Here is a 21,019-nt window from a genome sequence, read left to right as displayed (position 1 = left end):
CGGGAGGTCCCGGATGGACGACAGGAGCCGCCACGCATGAGTTCGGAACGTGGCACCTCGATCCGTGCCCTCGAACGCGGCATCGAGGTGCTGCGCCTGCTCGGCCCCCAGGAGGGCAGCTCGCTGCGCGCGCTCCACGCCGCCAGCGCGCTCCCCAAGCCGACCCTGCTGCGCATCCTGCTCACCCTGGAGCGGGGCGGGCTGGCGTGGCGATCGATCGACGACGGGCTGTGGCGGCGCTCGCTGGCGTGGACCGCGGCGCCGAGCGGGCACGCGATCGATCCGCGCCTGGTCGAGGCCGCGGCGCCGCACCTGGTGGCGCTGCAGCGCACGGTGCTGTGGCCGTCCGACCTGCTGGTGTACCGCGACTTCGCGATGGAGGTCGCGGAGAGCTCCCGCCGCCTCTCCGGGCTGGCGCTCAATCCGCGCTACCGCATCGGCTACCGGGTGGACATCCTGCTCTCCGCGCCCGGGCGGGCCTGGCTTGCCTTCTGCGCTGCGGCCGAACGCGAAGCGGTGCTCGCCCACTGGCGCGCCGCCTCGCCGTCGAATCCGCGCACGGCGGCGGTCCTCGAGGGCGAGATCGACGCCCTCCTGGAGGAGACGCGACAGCGCGGCTATGCGGTGCGCGACGCGCTCTTCGGCGGCTCGTTCGAGGACATGGCGGGCTTCGACGACGGCTTCGACGCCATCGCCGTGCCGATCCTCGCCGATGGCGGGGTGCGCGGGGCGATCAACCTGGTGTGGCCGCGGCGCTACGACCTGCGCGCGAAGGTGGTGGAGGCGCATCTGGCCGACCTGCAGGCCTGCGCCGCAGCGATCGCGGCCGCGCTCGCGTCGCCGCGCCAGCCCTGAGCACCGCCGCGCCGTCGCGGAGCCCTTCAGCGCGGGCGGGTGCGCTCCAGGTAGCGTTCCACGGCGTCGAGGTTGCGGCGCACGCGCGCATGGCCCGGCAGCAGGGCGTCGGCGGTGCGCAGCTCGCGCGCGGCCTCCTCCCAGCGCTGGCGCTGGCCGGCGAGCAGGCCGAGGGCGAGGTGGAGCTCGCCGGGACTGGTGGCGCGGGCGAGCCCGTCGCGCAGCACGCGCTCGGCCTCGTCCTCGCGGCGGGTCTGCGCGAGCAGCGTGGCCAGGCCGAGGCGTGCGCTGTCGAGCGCGGGTTCGCGCTGCAGCGCGCGGCGCAGGCGCTGCTCCGCCACGAGCGGATCGCGTTGCGCGAGCGCCAGCCCGGCGAGGTTGAGCTGGGCGTTCGGCATGTCTGCCATCGCCTGCTGTGCCGCGACGAACTCGGCCAGCGCGGCGCGCTGGCGGTCCTGTAGCTCGGGCGCGAGCGCGGTTGCGGGCAGGTCGGCGAGCGCGCGCGCGGCGGTGATGCGCACCGCGCGCACGGGGTCGGCGAGCAGGGGGGCGAGCTGCGCGAGGCGCTCTTCGGCGGGGCGCAGCGCGAAGGCGGCCGCGGCGCTGGTGCGCAGCGCGGGGTCGGGGTCGCGCAGCGCGGCGGCGGGCACGGCCTGGGGGTCGAGCTGGGCGAGCTGCTCGATCGCGCTCGCGCGCACGATCGCGGCCACGGCGGCGTCGCGGGCGAGCGCGGCCAGGCCCGCGGCCGCGCCGGGGGCGCCCGCGCGTGCGGCGGCGAGGATCTCGCCGTAGTGGGGTGGATGCGTGCGCTTGCCGTGGTGGCGCTCGATCGCCGCCGCGGCCCACTCCGCGCCGCGGTCGGCGTGGCAGCCGGTGCAGGCGTCGGGCGCGCCGGTGCGCGCGCCCAGGTCGGGGCGCGGCACCCGGATGGCGTGGTCGCGGCGCGGATGCACGACCATGTAGTTGCGGCTCGGCATGTGGCAGTCCACACACTGGCTGCCGGCGCCGCCGCCGCGGTGGAAGTGATGCGAGGGCGCGTCGTAGTCCTTCGCCTGCAGGCCGGGGAAGCGACCGCGGTCGGGCGCGGGATTGTGGCAGGCGGTGCACAGCGCGTTGCCTTCGGCGCGCAGGCGACCGCGGTGAGGGTCGTGGCAGTCGGTGCAGGCCACGCCCGCCTGGTACATGCGGCTCTGGCGGTAGGAGCCGTACTCGAAGACCTCGTCGAGCTGCTGGCCGTCGGCGTGGTAGAGGCCGGGGCGCAGGTTGTCGGGGATGAACTGGTCGAACAGGGGCGCGCCGGCCACGGCGTCCTCGACCAGCCGGGTGCGGCGCGCGTGGCAGGTGGCGCACTGGTCGACCTGGGCGTGCGCGCCGGCGAGCGCCCGGTTCGGGGTGGGCAGCGGCGCCTGGCCGCGCTCGCCCGCGGCGGCGCGCCTGCGTGCGCTCTCGGCGTGCGCGCGGCCGGCGCCGTGGCAGGCCTGGCAGCCCACGTTCGCCTCGGCCCAGGTGGTGGCGTAGCGGTCGTGCTCGTCGTCGTAGCCCTTGCGGTAGGCGGTGGTGTGGCACTCGCCGCACATCAGGTTCCAGTTCTGGTAGCGCCCGCTCCAGTGCAGGTTGTCGCCCGGGGCGACCGGGCCGTCGGCGTGCAGCGAGAACCAGGCCTTGCGCGTGGTATCCCAGGCGATCGTGAAGGCCTGCAGGCGTCCGCCCTGCTGCGGCAGCAGCACCTGCTGCAGCGGCCGGATGCCGAAGACGTGGCTGACCGCGAGCGCCTGCGTGCGGCCGTCGGGCCCTTGCGCGGCGACCATGAAGTCGCCGCCGCGGCGGTAGAAGCGCGCCGCCGCCGCACCCTCGCCGAAGTGGACTTCGCCGGAGCCGGCCTCGCCGAAGTCGCCGAGCACGGTCTGCGCCGTCGCCGGCTGCATCGCATGGCGGTGCTTCGATTCGGCCCAGGCGTCCGCCTGGTCGGGGTGGCAGGCGAGGCAGTCGCGGTCGGCGACGTGGTCGGGCCGCGCCCCCGCTTGCGGGGCGGCCGCGAACGCGGCCGGCGCCATCAGGATGCAGGCGAGGAGCAGGGCGGGCAGGCGCATGCGCTCAGGGCTTGGCCGTGCGCGGGACGAGGGTGGCCTCGTACTTCAGGTCCTCGTAGTACTTCGCGCCGTTGCTGTAGCCGGGGCGGTTGGCGAGGTTGGGGATCTCCAGCGTGCCGGTCTCGCGCACGTAGTCGCGCCAGGCCACCAGCATCTCGCCCAGCTTCTGCGGGTTGGCGGCGGCGAGGTTGCGGCTCTCGCTGCGGTCCTGCGCGACGTTGAAGAGCTCCCAGTCGCCGGTGCCCCAGGGCTGGTTCGCCGACACGATCTTCCAGTCGCCCTTGCGCAGCGCCTTGCGCCCGCCCAGCTCCCAGCCGATCGCCTTGTCCGCGCCATGCACGGCCTGCCCGCGCCCCTGCAGCAGCGGCAGCATCGAGGCGCCGCGCAGCGGCAGCACGGGCCTGCCCTGGTACTCGGTGCCGGGGTGCTTCGCGCCGGCGAGCTCGAACAGCGTGGGCGCGATGTCGGTCACGTGGGCCATCGCCGACTCGAGCTTGCCGCCCTTGACGCCCGGGCCCCAGGCGATCGCCGGCACGGCGATGCCGCCCTCGTACATGAAGGACTTGAACATGCGGAACGGCGTCGAACCCACCTGCGCCCAGCCCGGCCCGTACTCGGCGTAGGAGCCGGACTTGCCGATGTGCGCGATGCTGTTGTCCATGTCCTTGTGGATCCACTCGCGGGTGCGCGCCACGTCGTACACCGAGTTGCCGTCGGCGCCGTTGTCGGACAGGAAGAAGATGAAGGTGTTGTCGAGCTGCCCGGTCTTCTTCAGGTAGTCGAGCATGCGGCCGATGTTCTGGTCCATGTTGTCGACCATCGCGGCGTACACCGCCATGCGCCTGGCCTCGGATTCCTTCTCCGCCGCGCTCAGGCTGTCCCACTTCGGCCACAGCGGATGGCCTTCGAACACCGGCGTGTCGGCGGCCACCAGGCCGAGCTTCTTCATGCGCTCGAGGCGCTCGCGGCGCAGCTTGTCGTAGCCGTCCTTGTAGCGCTGCTCGTACCTGGCGATGTCGGCGTCGTGCGCGTGCAGCGGCCAGTGCGGCGCGGTGAAGGCGAGGTAGGCGAAGAAGGGCTTGCCCGAACCCTTGCCGGCGTCGATGTACTCGATCAGCCGCGAGGTGAAGAAGTCGGACGAGAAGAAGTCCTTCGGCAGCGTCGTCTCCTTGCCGTTCTCGCGGTAGATGGCCTTCGGCGGCTTGGCCGGATCGGCGGCGACGATGCCCGCGCCGTCGCTCCAGTGGCTGGAGCCGCCATGCACCAGCGCATACGACTGGTCGAAGCCGCGCGCGGCCGGGCTGTACTGCTCGGGCACGCCGAGGTGCCACTTGCCGGTCATCAGCGTGCGATAGCCGGCATCGCGCAGCACCTGCGCCATCGGCACCACGCGCTCGTTGAGGTAGCCCTCGTAGCCCGGCTTGCCGCGCTGCTCGGGCAGCATCAGCTCGGCCATGTCGCCGAAGCCGGCGAGGTGGTTGTCGGTGCCGGACATCAGCATCGCGCGCGTCGGCGAGCAGAACGGCGAGGCGTAGAACTGGGTCATCTTGACCCCGGTGTCGGCCAGGGTGTCGAGGTTGGGAGTGGCGATTTCGCTGCCGTAGCTGCCGAGGTCGGTGTAGCCGAGGTCGTCGGCCATGATCAGCAGGATGTTGGGGCGGTCGTGCTGGACCGGCGAGGCGGCGTGGCCGGCCTGGACGCCGATGGCGAGCGTTGCCACCGGGATCAGCAGGGTCGCGAGCGCTGCTTTCATTGTCTGTCTCCTGGAATAAGCCCGGCTTCTGGCCGGTTCCATAAATTTAATTCAATTCTCGAGAAAAGCTGCGCGATCTGAGAATGTTCCGCAGGGTGGAACGTCGGGCCAAGACTGGACGGCAGTTCTGCCGCCCGCCGGATGTCCGGCCCGGCGTCCCGTGCGAGGCAGTCGAGCGTGGGCCGGCCAATCGTCCTGCCCATAATCGCAGGCGATCCCCGCCCGACGACCCCGACCCCATGAACCAGCAAGCCCTCTCCGCCCTCATCTGGTCGGTCGCCGACCTCTTGCGCGGCGACTTCAAGCAGTCCGAATACGGCCGCGTGATCCTGCCCTTCACCGTGCTGCGCCGGCTCGACTGCGTGCTGGCGCCGACCAAGGCCGCGGTGCTCGTCGAACACCGCGACAAGGAGCAGGCCGGGCTGCTCTACCTGGTGGTGGAAAAGTTCGCCCACATCGAGCCCCACCCCAGGCGCGTCGACAACGTGCACATGGGCCTGGTCTTCGAGGAGCTGATCCGCAAGTTCGCCGAGATCTCCAACGAGACCGCCGGCGAGCACTTCACCCCGCGCGAGCTCATCCGCCTGATGGTGAGCCCGCTCTTCATCGAGGACGACGAGGCGCTGTCCAAGCCCGGCATCGTGCGCACCATCTACGACCCCACCGCCGGCACCGGCACCGGCCGCATGCTGTCGGTGGCGGGCGAGCACCTGCACGAGATCAAGCCCGGCGCGCGCCTCACCATGTTCGGCCAGGAGCTCAACCCCGAGTCCTACGCCATCTGCAAGGCCGACATGCTGATCAAGGGCCAGGACGTGCGCAGCATCGTGCTCGGCAACACGCTGTCCGAGACCCACATCGGCGAGATCACCCGCCTGCTCGGCGAATTCCTCGAAGCCGAGCAGGCGGTGGTGAGCGACGCCCAGGGCAAGGAGCTCGCGCGCGTGACCCTCTTCCCCGAGGTGCGCTGCCCGGCCGCGCCCGCGGGCGGCAAGGTCAAGCGTGTGCCCATCGCCCGCGTCTTCCGCAACCAGGACTTCGGCTACCGCACGATCACCATCGAGCGCCCGCTGCGCGACGCCGAGAACGTGCCGCTGTTCGAGGACGTGCAGGCCTGGTTCGAGCGCGAGGTGCTGTCCCACGCCCCCGACGCCTGGATCGACCACGACAAGACCCGGATCGGCTATGAGATCCCCTTGAACCGCCACTTCTACGTTTTCGAGCCGCCGCGGCCGCTGGCGGAGATCGACGCCGACCTGAAGCGCTCGATGGACCGGATCAAGCAGATGATCGAGGGGCTGGCGGGATGAGCGAACTCGTCATCTACCGCGGCGATGCCGGCACGGTCGAGGTCAGGCTGGAAGGCGATACCGTCTGGCTGCGCCAGGAGCAGTTGAGCCAGTTGTTCGGCCGGGACCGGACGGTGATCCGGCGGCACCTGCGCAACGTCTTCGCGGAAGGCGAACTCGATTGAGTCAAGGCTCCGTTGCAGCGGGAGGGTGTCTCAGTTCGGCCATTTGCTGCCACACATGGTAGTAGCAGAGTCGTCATTCGAGCGACCGGTGAGATCCGAAACCAGCCCTAGAGCGAGCTGAGGCCAGCGTGGTTCGTAAATCGGCCGGCACTGCGCTCATAAAGTCGATACTCACCAGCTCTGCCGTCAGTGTCGGGCAAAAACCCTCGCGCTTCCGTCAAGCCCGACCAGAAGCGTCTCATAGGGTTGCGGGGTCGAGGTCTCCATGCCGGGCGACCCCTGCGGCATGCCTGGCGTAGCCAGTCCGATTGCCTTTGGGGACTCGGCGAGAAGCCGGCGGATGTCGTCCGCAGGGACGTGCCCCTCGACGGAGTAGGAACCTACCTTGGCCGTGTGACACGAGCCGTATTGGTCCGGCATGCCCAGTGCCTTGCGGGCTGCGGGGACATCATCGACGTCTTTCGTCACGACATCGAAGCCGTTCTTTCTCAGGTGCTCGACCCATTTCCCGCAGCACCCGCAATAAGCGCTCTTGTAGACCTCTACGCGTACGGGCCCCTGCGCAAACGCTGCGCCGCTCACGATCATCAGGCTTGCCACGAGCCCGCCGAGCAAAGTTTTCGTCTTCATGTTCGTCTTCCGGTTGATGGCGTCGAGGCATAGTTTGGCACTTTGAGCCCAACGGGAAGCTGACCTCAAAATTACATTTCCGTCAGACAGCCGGGACCCCGGTCGACTTTGCAGGATCAGGAAGGCGATGAGGCTTCATTGCGAGGCAAGGTTATCGTGAAGCAGGTGACACCTTCAGCGGAGCGCGCAGTGATGTGACCCCCGTGGGCCTGGACGATGGAACGCGTGATCGCGAGTCCGAGCCCTGCGCCTTCACCGCGAGATTCGCGCTGGGCGCTACCGCGATGGAAGCGTTCGAAGATCCGTTCGATCTGATCGGCGGGTATCGGGTCGCCGACATTAGAGACGGCGAGACGGACGCCGGCTGCGTCCGCGTCAATCCTGATCGTGATCTGCCCCTCTTTCGGTGTGTGACGAAGCGCATTCGAGATCAGGTTCGACAGCGCGCGCCGCAGCATCAGGCGATCACCCTGAACGCTCGCTTGGCCCTGGCGCACGATGCGGACCTGGCGCTCGTCGGCCAGCGCCTCGTAGAAGTCGATCAGTGCGTCTGCCTCGCGGGCCAGGTCGATCGCCTCGCCCGCGTGCGCGAGGGTGTTCTCGTCGGCCTTGGCGAGGAACAGCATGTCGCTGACCATGCGCGCGATGCGCTCGTATTCCTCGAGGTTCGAGGCCAGGATGTCCTGGTATTCGTCGAGCGTGCGCGGCCGCGACAGCGCGACCTGGGTCTGGGTCATCAGGTTCGAGATCGGCGTACGCAGTTCGTGGGCTATATCCGCCGAATAATCGCCGAGCCGCTGGAAAGCGGCTTCGAGCCGAGCGAGCATGCCATTGAAGGCTTCGACGTGGTCGCGCACTTCCAGCGGCGCATCATCGATGGCGAGACGCTGGCCGAGTTGCCTTGCCGACAGCCGACGGGCAGTTTCGGTGACCCGACGCAGGGGGGCGAGGCCCCGGTGCGCAGCAAACCAGCCGAATAGCGCCGCCGCCAAGGCAGCGACGAAGACGCCCGCCCAAGTTGCATGACGTACCGACGCGAGGAAGTGGACGTGATGCGACAGATCCACTGCGACCAGCGCCTCGATCGTCTGCTCCTTCGCCCCAAGGCTCGGTAGCGCGATGCTGACCTCGAGCCCTCGATGGGGGCGCTCATCCACGGTCCAGTCGGTTAACGCGCGTGAAAGGGGTTCGCCTGCCCGCTGGGAGGCGGTGAAATGCTCGGGATGGATGATGTACAGGACGCGTCCCTCGACGTCGCGAACCAGGACACCGACACTTTCATGTCCAACGAAGGAGCGTTCGAGCGCCTCAATGCGTTCCGATCGCCCCCCAGTCGCATCAACACTTTGCAGCGCGTTGCGGATGAGCGTGACCTTGCCCTGCAACTCGTGCATGTCCAGCTCCTGGAAATGCATGTCCAACATGCGCCCAAAGAGCATCGCTGCCAGCACAAGCAGGCTCGCAGCGAGGACGGCAAATAGTGTTGCCAGTCTCGCCGTCAGCGAGTGAATGCGGATCATCGTCAGATCGGCTCCATCGCCTCAAGCACGTAGCCCATACCCCGCACGGTGTGGATCAGCTTCGGCTCAAAGGGGTCGTCGACCTTTACGCGCAACCTGCGCACGGCAACTTCGATCACGTTCGTGTCGCTGTCGAAGTTCATGTCCCACACCTGCGAAGCGATGAGTGAGCGGGGCAATACTTCACCCTTGCGTCGCAGCAGCAGTTCCAGCAAGGCAAACTCCTTGGCGGTCAGATCGATGCGCTGCCCGCATCGGTTCACCCGGCGGCGAAGCAAATCGAGCTCCAGGTTCGCTGAGCGCAGGGTCTCCGGTTCGTGGTTTCTTCCCCTGCGCAGCAGCGTGCGAACGCGCGCGAGCAACTCGGAAAACGCGAAGGGCTTGACCAGGTAATCATCGGCGCCGAGCTCAAGGCCACGAACGCGATCCTCAATTTGGTCGCGGGCAGTGAGGAACAGCACAGGCGTCTCACGGCCGCCGCGCCGCAGTGTTTGCAGGATGCCCCAGCCGTCCAGCGACGGAAGCATCACATCCAGCACGATGAGGTCGTAATCGCCATTGAGTGCGAGGTGGAGCCCATCGAGGCCATCTCTTGCAAGGTCGACGACGAACCCGGCTTCGGTGAGCCCCTGGCGGAGGTAGTCGCCGGTCTTCACTTCGTCTTCGACGATCAGAATTTTCATTGTTTCGCTCCTACGCGCTTCGTGCTGCCTGTGCCCGATTTTGCGCCCGGGGTGCTGGATAACCCCCGGGCTTACAGAAATGTAATTTCCAGGTCAGGCCAACGACAGGCAGGCGGGCGCAAGATGCTCTGCGTGGCACAGCGTTCCGTACCGCGACGGAACCCCGCGACCAATGGGAGATCGATCATGAAACTGCGTTTGTACCGTCTCGCCGGGCTCATGCCCGTCGTCGCTCTGGCTGCAGCCTTGCATGGCAGTCCGGTCGTCGCGCAGACGACCGATCCGGTGCAGGCCTGGCCGCCCGCAGCGAGTGTCCCCGCGCTTCAGGAACGTATGAAGTCGATCCGTGCCGAGACCAACCCGGAACGTCGCATGGCCCTGATGGAAGAGCAGGTCAAGGCCCTGGAGGCTGCATCGCAGGGCACGCCCACTGGTTGCCCGATGATGGGGGGGCAGATGGGGGCTGGTCCGATGATGAAGGGTGGTGGTCCTGGACCCGGGGCTGGACCCATGGGCGGCATGATGATGGATCCCAAGCTCATGCAGGAGCACATGAAGATGATGCAAGAGCACATGGGCATGATGCAGAACATGATGAAGATGCATCCGGCCGCCAAGCCGGCGATGCCCAACTGAGCATCGGGACGCGGAGCGGCGACCTCGTCGATCGCCCCGCGTCCGATTCATCACAAGACCAACAAAGAGACATTCCCCATGCAGAGACGAATCATCCACCTCGGTGGAGGATTGGCCGTCGCCGTGGCGCTCGTGTCGGGCGCGCAGGCCGAGTCCTCCTCGCCATCAAGCCCCGCTGACCCCGCGCTCGGCGCGACCCAGACTGCCCCAGCGAGTGAGCAACCCAAGCCTCAGCCCCTTCCGGTCTATCGCTCGCCCCTGAACGAATATCGGCCCTACCGTGTCGATGAGCCCCTGCGGTCGTGGAAGGATGCCAACGACGAGGCCAGACGCCTGGGCGGGCACATGGGCCACCTCGCGCCGTCGTCGAAAGGGGGCGAGCGATGAGAGGCAGTCTCCCCATATCCTTGCTGGCTGCTACCGTGCTGACCGGGTGTGCCAGCGTTGCGATCGATGAGAACTTCGCCGAGGTTGAGCGCTTTGCGCGCGAGCAGACGGGCAGCGAGGTGCGCTGGCTGCGCTCGGACCCCGAGCGCGAGGCGATGCGCACCGAGGTCGATCGGCTGCTGGCCCAGCCGCTCGCAATTGACGACGCGGTGCGCATCGCGCTCGGCTACAGCCCGGCCTTCCAGTCCCTGCTGGCGGAAGCCGCCGTGGCCTCGGCGGATGCGACCGGTTCCGCTCGCATCGGCAATCCGGTGTTCACCTTCGAGCGGTTGTTTCGCTCGGGCGCCGAGGGCCGCGAACTCGACATCGGCCGTTCGCTCGGCATCTCGCTGTTCGACCTGCTGTTCCTGCCTGCACGGCTGGAGCAGGCCGAGTTCCGCCAGCAGCAGACCCGGCTGCAGTCTTCGATTGCGCTGTTGAGCACCGTCACGGAGGTGCGCCAGGCCTGGGTCGATGCGGTCGCGGCGCGACAGGTCGCGCACTACCGGGAGGAAGTGGCCACGGCCGCTGGTACCGCTGCCGAACTCGCGCGTCGGATGCAGGCCACGGGCAACTTCAGCCGCCTGCAGCGCGCCCGCGAGCAGGCGCTGGCCGCCGAGGAGACGGCCAACCTGATCCGCGCCCGTCAGAACGCCACCGCCGCGCGCGAGGCGCTGATCCAGCGCTTGGGGCTGACCCCGAGCCAGGCGCAGGCGCTACGCCTACCGGATCAGTTGCCGGCCTTGCCCGAGGCGCCGATCGATGAAGCGACCGCCGGCGCGGCGCTGCTCGACAACCGGCTCGATGTGCGCATCGCCCGCACCGACCTCGAGCGTACGGCGAAGAGCCTGGGCCTCACGCAGGTGACCAGCGTGGTCAACGGCCTGCATGTGGCCGGCGTGCGCAACAGCGAGACCGGCGAGTCGTCGCAGCGCGGCTTCGAAGTCGAACTGCCGCTGCCCCTGTTCGACTTCGGCGATGCGGCCCGCGCCAGCAGTGAGGCCCGCTATCTCTCGGCCTTCAACCGCACCCTCGAGGTTGCCAATAACGCCAGCTCCCAGGTCCGCGTGGCCTACGAGGGCTACCGCAGTGCATACGACCTCGCGCGCCACTACCGCAGCGAGGTGGTTCCACTGCGTCAGAACATTACCGAAGAGTCGGTGCTCCAGTACAACGGGATGCTGATCGGTGTGTTCGAGCTGCTTGCCGCTGCCCGCGCTCAGTCGGCCAGCGTGGTGCAGGCGATCGAAGCCGAACGCGACTTCTGGCGCGCCGAGGCCGCGCTCAAGGCCAGCCTGCTCGGCCAGCCGATCGCACCGATCAGCCTTCAATCAAGCGCATCGCCGGCAGAAGCCGGCGCTGGCCACTGACCTGTCCGGAGACGATCATGACCACCCGACGCAGCTTTCTCGCCGGGGCAGGCCTGCTGGCCGCTGCCGGAACCGTCAACCGCGCCGCGCTCGCTGCGCTGCCCGAGCCCGTAATTCAGACCAGCGCAGCCACGGCGGCCCCGCTGACCCCGCCCACAGGCCGCCCGTACGACCCGGTCGTCACGCTCAACGGCTGGACGGCGCCCTGGCGCATGAACGCTGGGGTGAAGGAGTTCCACCTCGTCGCCGAACCCGTCGAGCGCGAGATCGCCCCCGGCATGGTGGCGCGGCTCTGGGGCTATAACGGCCAGTCGCCCGGGCCGACGATCGAGGTCGTCGAGGGCGACCGCGTGCGCATCTTCGTCACCAACCGTCTGCCCGAGCACACCACCATCCACTGGCATGGCCAGCGCCTGCCCAACGGCATGGACGGGGTCGGCGGCCTCAACCAGCCGCAGATCCCGCCGGGCAAGACCTTCGTCTATGAGTTCGTCGCCCGCCGCCCCGGCACCTTCATGTACCACCCGCACGCCGACGAGATGGTGCAGATGGCGATGGGCATGATGGGCATGTGGGTCACGCATCCGCGCGCGCCGCACCCGCACATCGCGGGCGTGGACCGCGACTTCTGCTTCCTGCTCAACGCCTACGACATCGAGCCCGGCAGCTACGTGCCCAAGATCAACACGATGCTCGACTTCAACCTGTGGACCTGGAACAGCCGCGCCTTTCCGGGCATCGACTCGCTCAATGTCAGGAAGGGCGACCGGGTGCGGGTGCGCATCGGCAACCTGACCATGACCAACCACCCGATCCACATCCACGGCCACGAGTTCGAGGTGACCGGCACCGACGGCGGGCCGACGCGCCCCGAGTCGCGCTGGCCCGAGGTCACCACCGACGTCGCGGTCGGCCAGATGCGCCAGATCGAGTTCATCGCCGACGAGGAGGGCGACTGGGCGATGCACTGCCACAAGTCGCACCACACCATGAACGCGATGGGGCACGACGTGCCGACCATGATCGGCGTCGACCATCGCGGCCTGGTCGAGGACATCCAGAAGCTGGTGCCCGACTACATGCTGATGGGCGAGCGTGGCATGGCCGACATGGGCGAGATGGAGATGGCGCTGCCCGACAACACCCTGCCGATGATGACCGGGCAGGGGCCCTTCGGCGCGGTCGAGATGGGCGGCATGTTCACCGTGCTCAAGGTGCGCCGCGAGCAGAAGCCGGGGGACTACCGCGACCCGGGCTGGTTCAGGCATCCCAAGGGGGCGGTGGCCTACGAGTGGACGGGCGCGGCGCTGCCTGAACCCGCTCGCGGCGACGCGGCGGGCGCCTCGAGCATGCCGCGTACAGCGGGCGGACCGCCTGTCGAGATGGCCGTACGCAAACCCACTGGCCATCAAGGTCATTGAGGTCGAACGCCGTGCAATCGGCGCAAACCCCGGCACAAATGAAGCCTCACCCAACAGAGAGATGGAGATCCCCATGAAAAGTCGTCGTCGATTTCTGGCCACCAGCCTTGCCGCCGGTGTGCTTGCCGTTCACCGCAGCACGTTCGCCCATGGCAATGCCGAACATGCCGACAAAGCAGCGTCCGATACCCCCAAGGAGCAGCAGGAATGGGGGATTGCGGGGGACGCGAAAGCCGTCTCGCGCGCGATCGCCATCGTGATGACCGATGAGATGCGCTTCGTTCCGGACCGCATCGAGGTGCGTCTGGGCGAGACGATCCGATTCACCCACGAAAATCGAGGCGCGGTGATGCACGAGATGGTGGTCGGTACGCCCAAGACGCTTGCCGAGCACGCGGAGATGATGCAGCGCTTCCCGGAGATGGAACATGACGAACCGTGGATGTCGCATGTCGCGCCAGGTGGGCGCGGAGAAATGATCTGGCACTTCAACCGTGCGGGCGAATTCCAGTTCGCCTGCCTGATTCCCGGCCACTTCCAGGCCGGCATGATCGGCACGATCAAGGTCGGCTGACAGAAATGTAATCCGTGCGTCAGCGTCCCGTTGGTGAGCGCTTCGCATAATCGTGCTCATGCTCGAATTCACACAGAATTTCAACCCTTGGAGAAACCCATCATGAAAAAGACCCTCATCACCACTGCGCTCCTGGCCTTGCTCGGCGGCGGCGCCCCGCTTGCGTTCGCACAGGCCGATCACGATGCACATCACGGCGGGGCGAGTGCCCCGGCCGAAGCCAACGCCAAGCTGGCCGAGGGCACGGTCAAGAAGATCGACAAGTCGGCTGGCAAGCTGACCATTGCCCATGGCCCCCTGGAGTCGCTCGGCATGCCGGCGATGACCATGGTGTTCCGCGCGGCCGAGCCGGGCATGCTTGATCAGGTCAAGGCGGGCGACAAGATCCGGTTCGCGGTCGAGAAGGTCGGCGGTGCGCTGACCGTGACGTCTCTCGAGCCCGCCCAGTGACGCCTATCCCGCAGGTGCGTCGCGTTCCACTCTGACCGGCCAGCCGTGGGGATGCCCCACTGAGTGGCTGAACGACGAGGCGGGTGGCGAAGGGCCTGCGCATGCACTTCACCGCCTGCCGGAATCGTTTCTCGATGAAATCCCCGTTCGCAGTACCCTCATCTCACCTGCTACGTCCTGCAGCGCTTGCACTGGTGGTCGCGCTCACGCTGGGAAGTGGCAGTGCCTGGACACAGGGTTCGCCCGACACTCCAACGCTCGGCTCGAGCCCCCAGGCGCTGATTGAATATGCGCGCCACAGCAACCCCGGCTTTGCCGCTGCCCGCGCGGAAGCGTCCGCAGCGCAGGAGCGCGTGACGCCCGCCGGTGCGCTGCCCGACCCGACGTTCGAGGTCGAGCTGATGGACGCCACCAACACCATGAGCGGGCGCTCGGCGTCGTTGCTGCCCGGCCAGGTGGGCGAGACCCGCTACCGCATCACCCAGCCGCTACCCGGGTGGGGCAAGCGCGAGCTGGCGGTGAAGGCCGCCGAAGCCCAGGCGACCCAGGCTGATGCGATGCGCGATACCTCCTGGGCTGAGCTCGCGGCAAAGATCGAGACGCTGTGGTTGCGCTACTACGCCGCCGACCGCGAACTCGTCCTCAACCGCGAGGGCTTGACCTTGCTGAAAAGCCTGGAGGAACTCAGCCTGGCCCGTTACGAGTTGGGTCTGCTGCCGCAGCAGGCGGTGCTGCGCATGCAGCGCGAAATCACTGCCCAGCGCCTCGCGCTCGTGGAGGTCGAACAGCGGCGCAAGGGGCTGGCAGCGGGGCTCAACGGCCTGCTCGGCCGGGCGCATGATGCGCCGCTCGCCACACCCGCAGATCCAGCCCCCTTGCCCGAGCAGCTGGAGGCGGGCGCCCTTTTTGAGTCGGCGGCCAGTGCCAACCCGGACGTGAATGCCGCCGCCTACGGCATCGACGTGGCACGTGCCGAGCGCGAACGAACGTATCAGGACCGCTTGCCGGACTTCGCCGTTGGCGTGCGCAACAACCGCCCGGATGAAGGCAAGGCGTCGTGGGACGTGATGTTCGAGGTGATGATCCCGCTGCAGCAGTCCAGCCGTCGCGCCAGGGAGCGCGAAGCCGAGTACATGCTGATGGCGGCCGAGGCGCGGCGGGAGGACGCCCGCGCGCGCGCGACCGGCGAGCTCGGTATTGCCTGGTCGATGTATGCGCAAGGCCGCGAGACCTTGCGCCTGCTCGAACATACGTTGCTGCCGCAGGCCCAGGCCACCCGGGATGCAAGTCAGGCCGCGCTCAGCAGCGGCAAGGTCGACTTCGACAGCGTGATCGAAGCCGAGCGCCAGCTCATCGACATCCGGACTCAACGCTTGAAGGCCGAGCTCGACACGCGCCTGGCGCTGACAGAAATCAAGAAACTGACAGGGGATCTGAAGTGAGCTCAGCCGTTCGAATGACGGCGATCGCTGTGGGCGTGGCGATTGCCATAGGTGCGGGGTACTGGATTGCGCACCTGCAAAATGCTGGAAATCCAGTTCCGCTGATCACCGAAAGCCAGGCGCAAAGCGATAGCGCAGCCCCGGCCGACGGCGAACGCAAGATCCTCTACTACCGCAACCCGATGGGCCTGCCCGACACCTCGCCCGTGCCGAAGAAGGATTCGATGGGCATGGACTACATCCCCGTCTACGCCGACGACCAGCCCGACGACAGCGGCGCGGTGGTGGTCAGCCCTGCGCGCATCCAGACCCTGGGGGTGAAGACCGCAGAGGTTGAGCTGCGCACCGTGGATGCGGCGGTGCGCGCGAGCGGCCGTATCGAGTTCGACGAGCGCAGGCAGGTGGTGGTGGCGCCGCGCTTCGAGGGCTGGATCGAGCGCCTGCATGTGAATGCGGTCGGCGACCCGGTGAGGAAGGGCCAGCCGCTGTTCACCGCCTACAGTCCAGAGCTGCAATCCACTGGCGAGGAGTTGCGCATTGCCGAGCGTCTGGCCAGCCAGAGCGCGGCGCAGGATCCGATCGCAAGCGAATCCGCCCGCCGCCTGGCGGAGGCGACGCGTGCGCGCCTGCGCAACCTGCAGGTGGCCGGCCAGGCCGGTGCGCGCCAGGTCTTCCACGCCCCGGCGAGCGGCGTGGTGCTGGAGAAGGAGGCCATCGAAGGCGGACGCTTTATGCCGGGAGACGCACTGTTCCGCATCGCCGACCTGTCGAAGGTGTGGATCATTGCTGATGTGTATGAACAGGATCTCGCTCGCGTGCAGGTCGGTCAGAGCGCGCAGGTGGCGCTCGAGGCCTATCCCGGTCGCAGCTTCGCGGCGCGAGTCGATTATCTCTATCCGACGTTGGACGCCGCGACGCGCAGCACCCGCGTGCGCCTGGAACTGGACAACCCGGAGGGCCTGTTGCGCCCAGGCATGTTCGCCCAGATCGCGCTGGCGGCAGGTGATGCCACCCCGAGGGTCGCCGTGCCGAGCTCGGCGATCATCGACGATGGCGAACGGCGGGTCGTGCTGATTGCGCTCGGCGAAGGGCGCTTCAAGCCGCAGCCGGTGAAGCTCGGCCAGCGCGGTCGGGATGTGGTCGAGGTGCTCGACGGCGTGGCGGCGGGCGATCGCGTGGTGGTTTCGGCCAACTTCCTGATCGACTCGGAAAGCCAGCTCAAGGCGGCACTCTCCAACCTTGTCGAGCCCGATGCCGGCGATCAGCCCCAAGCGAGCCCTACCCGTTACGAAGCGCAAGGGACGTTCGATGCACTCGACGCCGAAGGCGGCAGCGTGACGATGACGCATGGCGAGATCCCGGCCCTCCAGTGGCCGGCGATGACCATGGACTTCAAGATTGCCGATCCGGCGCTGGTGAAGAGCATCGCCCCAGGCTCGCCGGTGCGGTTCGTCTTCGAGGCGGGTGAGCCAGGCGAGTACATCATCACAGGCATCGAGCCGGTTGCAGGCACTGCGCCTGCACCGAGCGCCGGCGGTCACGGGGGGCACTGAGATGCATGCCCCTGTGACAGACTCTTCGAACGTCGTGCCAACCGACGCGGCAGCCAGACCGGCAGCACCCGGCCTGCTCGACCGCGTCATCGACTGGTCGGCACGCAACGTCTTCCTCGTCCTGCTGGCCACGCTGTTCCTGATTGGCGGTGGCCTCTACGCGGTCAAGCACACGCCGCTCGACGCGCTGCCCGACCTCTCGGACGTGCAGGTCATCGTCTACACCGACTACCCCGGCCAGGCGCCGCAGGTGGTCGAGGACCAGGTCACCTATCCGCTCACCACCTCGATGCTGGCGGTGCCGCGCGCCAAGGTGGTGCGCGGCTTCTCGATGTTCGGCGCGTCCTATGTGTATGTGATCTTCGAGGACGGCACCGACATCTACTGGGCGCGTTCGCGCGTGCTCGAATATCTGAGCACCGCCGCCAGCCGCCTGCCGCAGGGCGTGGCGCCGCAGATCGGGCCGGACGCGACCGGCGTGGGCTGGGTGTACCAGTACGCGGTGGTGGGCCGCGACATGAGCCTGGCCGACACGCGCAGCCTGCAGGACTGGTATGTGCGCTACCAGCTCACCAAGGCGCAGGGCGTGTCCGAGGTCGCCAGCATCGGCGGCTTCGTGCGCGAGTACCAGGTCACCGTCGATCCGCTGCGCCTCGCCGGCTACGGCATCACGCTCGATGCGGTGACGCAGGCGATCCGCGCCTCCAACCGCGACGTCGGCGGCCGCGTCGTGGAACTCGCCGAGAAGGAATACATGGTTCGCGGCCGGGGCTACCTGCAAAGCGTGGACGATATCGCCGGCATCGTGCTCAAGGCCGAGCGCGGCACGCCGGTGCGGGTTGGCGACGTCGCCCGAATAGAGCTGGTGCCGGCCGAGCGGCGCGGCATTGCCGAGCTGAACGGCGAGGGCGAGGTGGCGTCCGGCATCGTCATGGCGCGCTTCGGCCAGAACGCACTCGACGTGATCGCCAACGTCAAGGCCAAGATCGCCGAGATCGCCCCCGGCCTGCCGACGGGCGCGGAGATCGTGCCGGTCTATGACCGCTCGGAACTGATCGAGCGCGCGATCGGCAACCTCAAATGGACGCTGCTCGAGGAGAGCCTGATCGTCGCCGCCGTGTGCATCGTCTTTCTGCTCCATGTGCGCAGCGCGCTGGTGGCGATCATTACGCTGCCACTGGGCATCCTGTTCGCCTTCATCGCCATGCGTTCGCTCGGCCTCGGCTCCAACATCATGAGCCTGGGCGGCATCGCGATTGCGATCGGGGCGATGGTCGATGCCGCGATCGTGATGATCGAGAACGCGCACAAGCACATCGAGCGCCTGCCCGCAGGGGCGGACCAGAAGGCGCGCGGCGCCGCGATCGTGCTCGCGTGCAAGGAGGTGGGGCCGGCGCTGTTCTTCTCGCTGCTGATCATCACCGTGTCCTTCCTGCCGGTGTTCGCGCTCGAAGGCCAGGAGGGGCGGCTGTTCTCGCCGCTCGCCTTCACCAAGACCTTCGCCATGGCCGGCGCCGCGCTGCTGTCGGTGACCCTGGTGCCGGTGCTGATGCTGTTCTTCGTGCGCGGGCGCATCCTGCCCGAGGCGAAGAACCCGGTTAACCGGCTGCTGATCTGGCTGTACCGGCCGATCATCCAGGGCGTGCTGCGCTTCAAGGTCCTCACGCTCGTGCTCGCCGTGCTGGCGATGGCCGCGACCCTCGTCCCCGCGCGCCAGATCGGCTCGGAGTTCATGCCGACTCTGAACGAAGGCACGCTGTTCTACATGCCGGCGGCGCTGCCGGGCATGTCGGTGACCGAGGCCGGGCGCCTGCTCGCCACCACCAACCGCATCATCAAGACCTTCCCCGAGGTCGAATCCGTCTATGGCAAGGCCGGCCGCGCCAACACCGCCACCGACCCGGCGCCGCTGGAGATGTTCGAGACCGTCATCAACCTCAAGCCGCAGGACGAGTGGCGGCCGGGCATGACCACCGACAAGCTGATCGCCGAGATGGATGCCGCGCTCAAGTTCCCCGGCCTGGCCAACTCGTGGACCATGCCGATCAAGGCCCGCATCGACATGCTCAGCACCGGCATCCGCACGCCGGTGGGGGTGAAGGTGTTCGGCAAGGATCTGGAAACCCTGGAGAAGGTAGCGCAGGCGGTGGAAGCCGCCGTACGCAAGGTGCCGGGCGCAAGCAGCGCCTACGCCGAGCGCGTGGCGGGCGGCTACTACGTGGACATCGTGCCGCGCCGCGACCAGCTCGCGCGCTACGGGCTCACCATCGACAGCGTGCAGGACGTGATCGCCACCGGGCTCGGCGGCGAGATGGTGACGACCACGGTCGAGGGCCTGGAGCGCTACGGCGTGTCGGTGCGTTACGCGCGTGGCCTGCGCGACGACCCGGTGCGGCTCGCGTCCGACGTCTATGTGCCGACGATGAACGGCCCGATCCCGCTCGGCCAGGTGGCCGAGGTCAAACTGACGCGCGGCGCACCCGCCATCCGCACCGAGAACGCGCTGCTGGCGGCCTATGTGTATGTCGACACGCGCGAGGCCGACCTCGGCGCCTTCGTCAAGCGCGCGCAGCAGGCGGTGGCCGAGGAGGTCGAGTTCCCGCAGGGCTATTACGCCACCTGGAGCGGCCAGTTCGAGAACATGGAGCGTGCCAAGGAGAAGATGAAGATCGTGGTGCCGGTGACGCTGGCGCTGATCTTCGTGCTGCTCTACCTCAACTTCCGGCGCCTGACCGAGACCCTGATCGTGATGCTGTCGGTGCCCTTCGCGCTGGTCGGCGGGGTGTGGCTGATGTGGTGGCTGGGCTACCAGATGAGCGTGGCGGTGGCGGTGGGCTTCATCGCGTTGGCGGGTGTTGCGGCGGAGACCGGGGTGATCATGCTGATCTACCTCGACCATGCCTGGCGCGAGGTGCGGGCGCGCTGCCAAGCCGAGGGCCGCGAGGCCGGCGTCACCGACCTGTACGAGGCGATCATGGAAGGCGCGGTCGAGCGTGTGCGCCCGAAGATGATGACCGTGGTGGCGATCATGGCCGGCCTGCTGCCGATCATGTGGAGCACCGGCACCGGCAGCGAGGTCATGAGCCGCATCGCCGCGCCGATGGTGGGCGGCATGGTGTCGTCGACCGTGCTGACGCTGGCGGTGATTCCGGCGCTGTATGCGCTGGTGAAGCAGTGGGAGCTGCGCCGCAGCGCCCGGCCAGCGCCGGCGCAGGTTCCAGTGACGGTGTCTAACTTGTAATGCAGCGGTCAGCGGCGCGACAGCATCGGGGGCGTAGCCTGTTTCCAAGGCCCCGTTCCCGAGGCTGCCGCTGAACGTGACGAGGAGCATTGCGATGCTTACCTGGATCAAATCCCTCTGGCAATCCTTCAAGAACTGGTGTCGCGAGAACGAGCGGGCCCACCGGGATGCCCCGCTCTCGCCGTGCTGCTCGAAGCCGCCCGCAGCCGTTCGCCATTCGCCGACCCGCAAGGTATGAAGCCATGAACACAAAGCCTGCTCATGATCCTGGACTCCCTCGATCTGTCGCCTGGTATCGCTCCCCCGGCGTCATCGCCGGCCTGATGCTGGCGGCGATCGCACTGTTCTTCCTGTTGCGCGAACACTGGGCGCATGTGTCGGGCAACTGGGTGTATCTGATCCTGTTGCTGTGTCCCCTGATGCACCTGTTTGGCCATGGAGGACATCACGGCGGGCACCGCAGCAACGACACCGATTCGGAGAAGCGCTGAGATGTCGATGACAGGGGCACGCCTTGGCCGTGGCGTCGTCATCGCGGCGCTTTCGGGCGTCTTGATTTCGAGCGCAGCGGCGCAAGGCTGGACGATCCCGCAGCCCTCTCCGGGGCTGATGCCCAATCCTGGGCAAGGAAAGGGGCTCTACACACAGCACTGTGCCGCTTGCCATGGGACCGACCTCAAGGGCTCGGACAAGGGGCCGCCCATGCTCCATAAGGTCTACGAACCCAGTCATCACGCGGATATCGCCTTTCAGTTGTCGGTAGCGAACGGTGTGCGCGCTCACCACTGGCAGTTCGGCGACATGGCACCTGTTCCCGGCCTGACGCCGGACGAGGTCGCTCATGTCACGGCATTCATCCGTGGTGAACAGCGCAAGGTCGGCATTCGATAACAACAATCGC

The 21,019-nt window shown here is 67.9% G+C and carries 18 protein-coding genes; 13 read left to right on the top strand and 5 right to left on the bottom strand.

The window, feature by feature from the left end:
* Positions 1 to 36 precede the first annotated feature (36 nt).
* The gene (locus tag TMZ1T_RS19335) at positions 37 to 855 is read left to right on the top strand and encodes a helix-turn-helix domain-containing protein (RefSeq protein ID WP_004325464.1); all 819 of its coding nucleotides are present in this window, start codon (positions 37 to 39) and stop codon (positions 853 to 855) included.
* A 26-nt stretch (positions 856 to 881) separates the two neighbouring features.
* Here TMZ1T_RS19335 and TMZ1T_RS19330 read toward each other — a convergent pair whose 3' ends face one another.
* Together TMZ1T_RS19330 and TMZ1T_RS19325 are read right to left on the bottom strand one after the other, a co-directional pair.
* A complete protein-coding gene (locus TMZ1T_RS19330; protein ID WP_012586276.1) occupies positions 882 to 2,945 on the bottom strand; it encodes a cytochrome c3 family protein in 2,064 nt (687 codons plus the stop codon).
* Between the two features lie 4 nt (positions 2,946 to 2,949).
* Complete coding sequence (locus TMZ1T_RS19325) at positions 2,950 to 4,698, bottom strand: arylsulfatase (RefSeq protein ID WP_004322533.1); 1,749 nt, start codon at positions 4,696 to 4,698, stop codon at positions 2,950 to 2,952.
* A gap of 239 nt (positions 4,699 to 4,937) precedes the next feature.
* Here TMZ1T_RS19325 and TMZ1T_RS19320 point away from each other — a divergent pair, with 239 nt between their 5' ends.
* Both TMZ1T_RS19320 and TMZ1T_RS19315 read left to right on the top strand, forming a co-directional pair.
* A complete protein-coding gene (locus tag TMZ1T_RS19320; protein WP_012586275.1) occupies positions 4,938 to 6,008 on the top strand; it encodes a type I restriction-modification system subunit M in 1,071 nt (356 codons plus the stop codon).
* Positions 6,005 to 6,172, top strand: a complete 168-nt coding sequence (locus TMZ1T_RS19315; protein ID WP_004322541.1) for a hypothetical protein — start codon at positions 6,005 to 6,007, stop codon at positions 6,170 to 6,172. Before TMZ1T_RS19320 ends, TMZ1T_RS19315 begins: the two co-directional genes overlap by 4 nt.
* A 186-nt stretch (positions 6,173 to 6,358) precedes the next feature.
* Here the strand turns inward: TMZ1T_RS19315 and TMZ1T_RS19310 are convergent, their stop codons facing one another.
* The 3 genes from TMZ1T_RS19310 to TMZ1T_RS19300 all read right to left on the bottom strand — a co-directional run bounded on the left by TMZ1T_RS19310 (position 6,359) and on the right by TMZ1T_RS19300 (position 9,005).
* On the bottom strand, positions 6,359 to 6,802 hold the full coding sequence (locus TMZ1T_RS19310; RefSeq protein WP_002943438.1) for a DUF411 domain-containing protein: 444 nt from the start codon (positions 6,800 to 6,802) through the stop codon (positions 6,359 to 6,361).
* 116 nt (positions 6,803 to 6,918) lie between these two features.
* The gene (locus TMZ1T_RS19305) at positions 6,919 to 8,322 is read right to left on the bottom strand and encodes a heavy metal sensor histidine kinase (RefSeq protein ID WP_004357698.1); all 1,404 of its coding nucleotides are present in this window, start codon (positions 8,320 to 8,322) and stop codon (positions 6,919 to 6,921) included.
* A gap of 2 nt (positions 8,323 to 8,324) precedes the next feature.
* Positions 8,325 to 9,005: a heavy metal response regulator transcription factor gene (locus TMZ1T_RS19300; RefSeq protein ID WP_012586274.1), complete on the bottom strand. Its 681-nt coding sequence runs from the start codon at positions 9,003 to 9,005 to the stop codon at positions 8,325 to 8,327.
* A 186-nt stretch (positions 9,006 to 9,191) separates the two neighbouring features.
* Between TMZ1T_RS19300 and TMZ1T_RS19295 the strand changes: the two genes are divergently transcribed.
* The 10 genes from TMZ1T_RS19295 (at position 9,192) to TMZ1T_RS19255 (ending at position 21,009) form a co-directional block, all read left to right on the top strand.
* Positions 9,192 to 9,641 carry a hypothetical protein gene (locus tag TMZ1T_RS19295; RefSeq protein ID WP_012586273.1) on the top strand — a complete coding sequence of 150 codons (450 nt, stop codon included), beginning with the start codon at positions 9,192 to 9,194 and terminating at the stop codon, positions 9,639 to 9,641.
* A gap of 383 nt (positions 9,642 to 10,024) precedes the next feature.
* Positions 10,025 to 11,437, top strand: a complete 1,413-nt coding sequence (locus tag TMZ1T_RS19290) for a TolC family protein (protein WP_012586272.1) — start codon at positions 10,025 to 10,027, stop codon at positions 11,435 to 11,437.
* 17 nt (positions 11,438 to 11,454) lie between these two features.
* Positions 11,455 to 12,858, top strand: coding sequence for a multicopper oxidase family protein (locus TMZ1T_RS19285; RefSeq protein WP_012586271.1), 1,404 nt, complete (start codon positions 11,455 to 11,457; stop codon positions 12,856 to 12,858).
* A gap of 73 nt (positions 12,859 to 12,931) precedes the next feature.
* Entirely contained in the window at positions 12,932 to 13,432 is a 501-nt protein-coding gene (locus TMZ1T_RS19280) for a cupredoxin domain-containing protein (RefSeq protein WP_012586270.1), read from the top strand.
* A 102-nt stretch (positions 13,433 to 13,534) separates the two neighbouring features.
* Positions 13,535 to 13,882, top strand: coding sequence for a copper-binding protein (locus tag TMZ1T_RS19275; protein ID WP_004357704.1), 348 nt, complete (start codon positions 13,535 to 13,537; stop codon positions 13,880 to 13,882).
* A 194-nt stretch (positions 13,883 to 14,076) separates the two neighbouring features.
* On the top strand, positions 14,077 to 15,324 hold the full coding sequence (locus TMZ1T_RS19270) for a TolC family protein (protein WP_083768717.1): 1,248 nt from the start codon (positions 14,077 to 14,079) through the stop codon (positions 15,322 to 15,324).
* 14 nt (positions 15,325 to 15,338) lie between these two features.
* Positions 15,339 to 16,877: an efflux RND transporter periplasmic adaptor subunit gene (locus TMZ1T_RS19265; protein ID WP_012586268.1), complete on the top strand. Its 1,539-nt coding sequence runs from the start codon at positions 15,339 to 15,341 to the stop codon at positions 16,875 to 16,877.
* A gap of 1 nt (position 16,878) precedes the next feature.
* Positions 16,879 to 20,118 carry an efflux RND transporter permease subunit gene (locus TMZ1T_RS19260; protein WP_012586267.1) on the top strand — a complete coding sequence of 1,080 codons (3,240 nt, stop codon included), beginning with the start codon at positions 16,879 to 16,881 and terminating at the stop codon, positions 20,116 to 20,118.
* 242 nt (positions 20,119 to 20,360) lie between these two features.
* Entirely contained in the window at positions 20,361 to 20,609 is a 249-nt protein-coding gene (locus TMZ1T_RS20770) for a DUF2933 domain-containing protein (RefSeq protein ID WP_012586265.1), read from the top strand.
* A gap of 1 nt (position 20,610) precedes the next feature.
* Positions 20,611 to 21,009: a c-type cytochrome gene (locus tag TMZ1T_RS19255; RefSeq protein WP_012586264.1), complete on the top strand. Its 399-nt coding sequence runs from the start codon at positions 20,611 to 20,613 to the stop codon at positions 21,007 to 21,009.
* Positions 21,010 to 21,019: the final 10 nt, after the last annotated feature.

The sequence above is a fragment of the Thauera aminoaromatica genome (assembly GCF_000021765.1).
In the GTDB taxonomy this organism is placed as follows: Bacteria; Pseudomonadota; Gammaproteobacteria; order Burkholderiales; family Rhodocyclaceae; genus Thauera; species Thauera aminoaromatica.
Note: the sequence above shows the minus strand (reverse complement) of the source record. Positions and strands in the feature narration are given on the sequence as shown.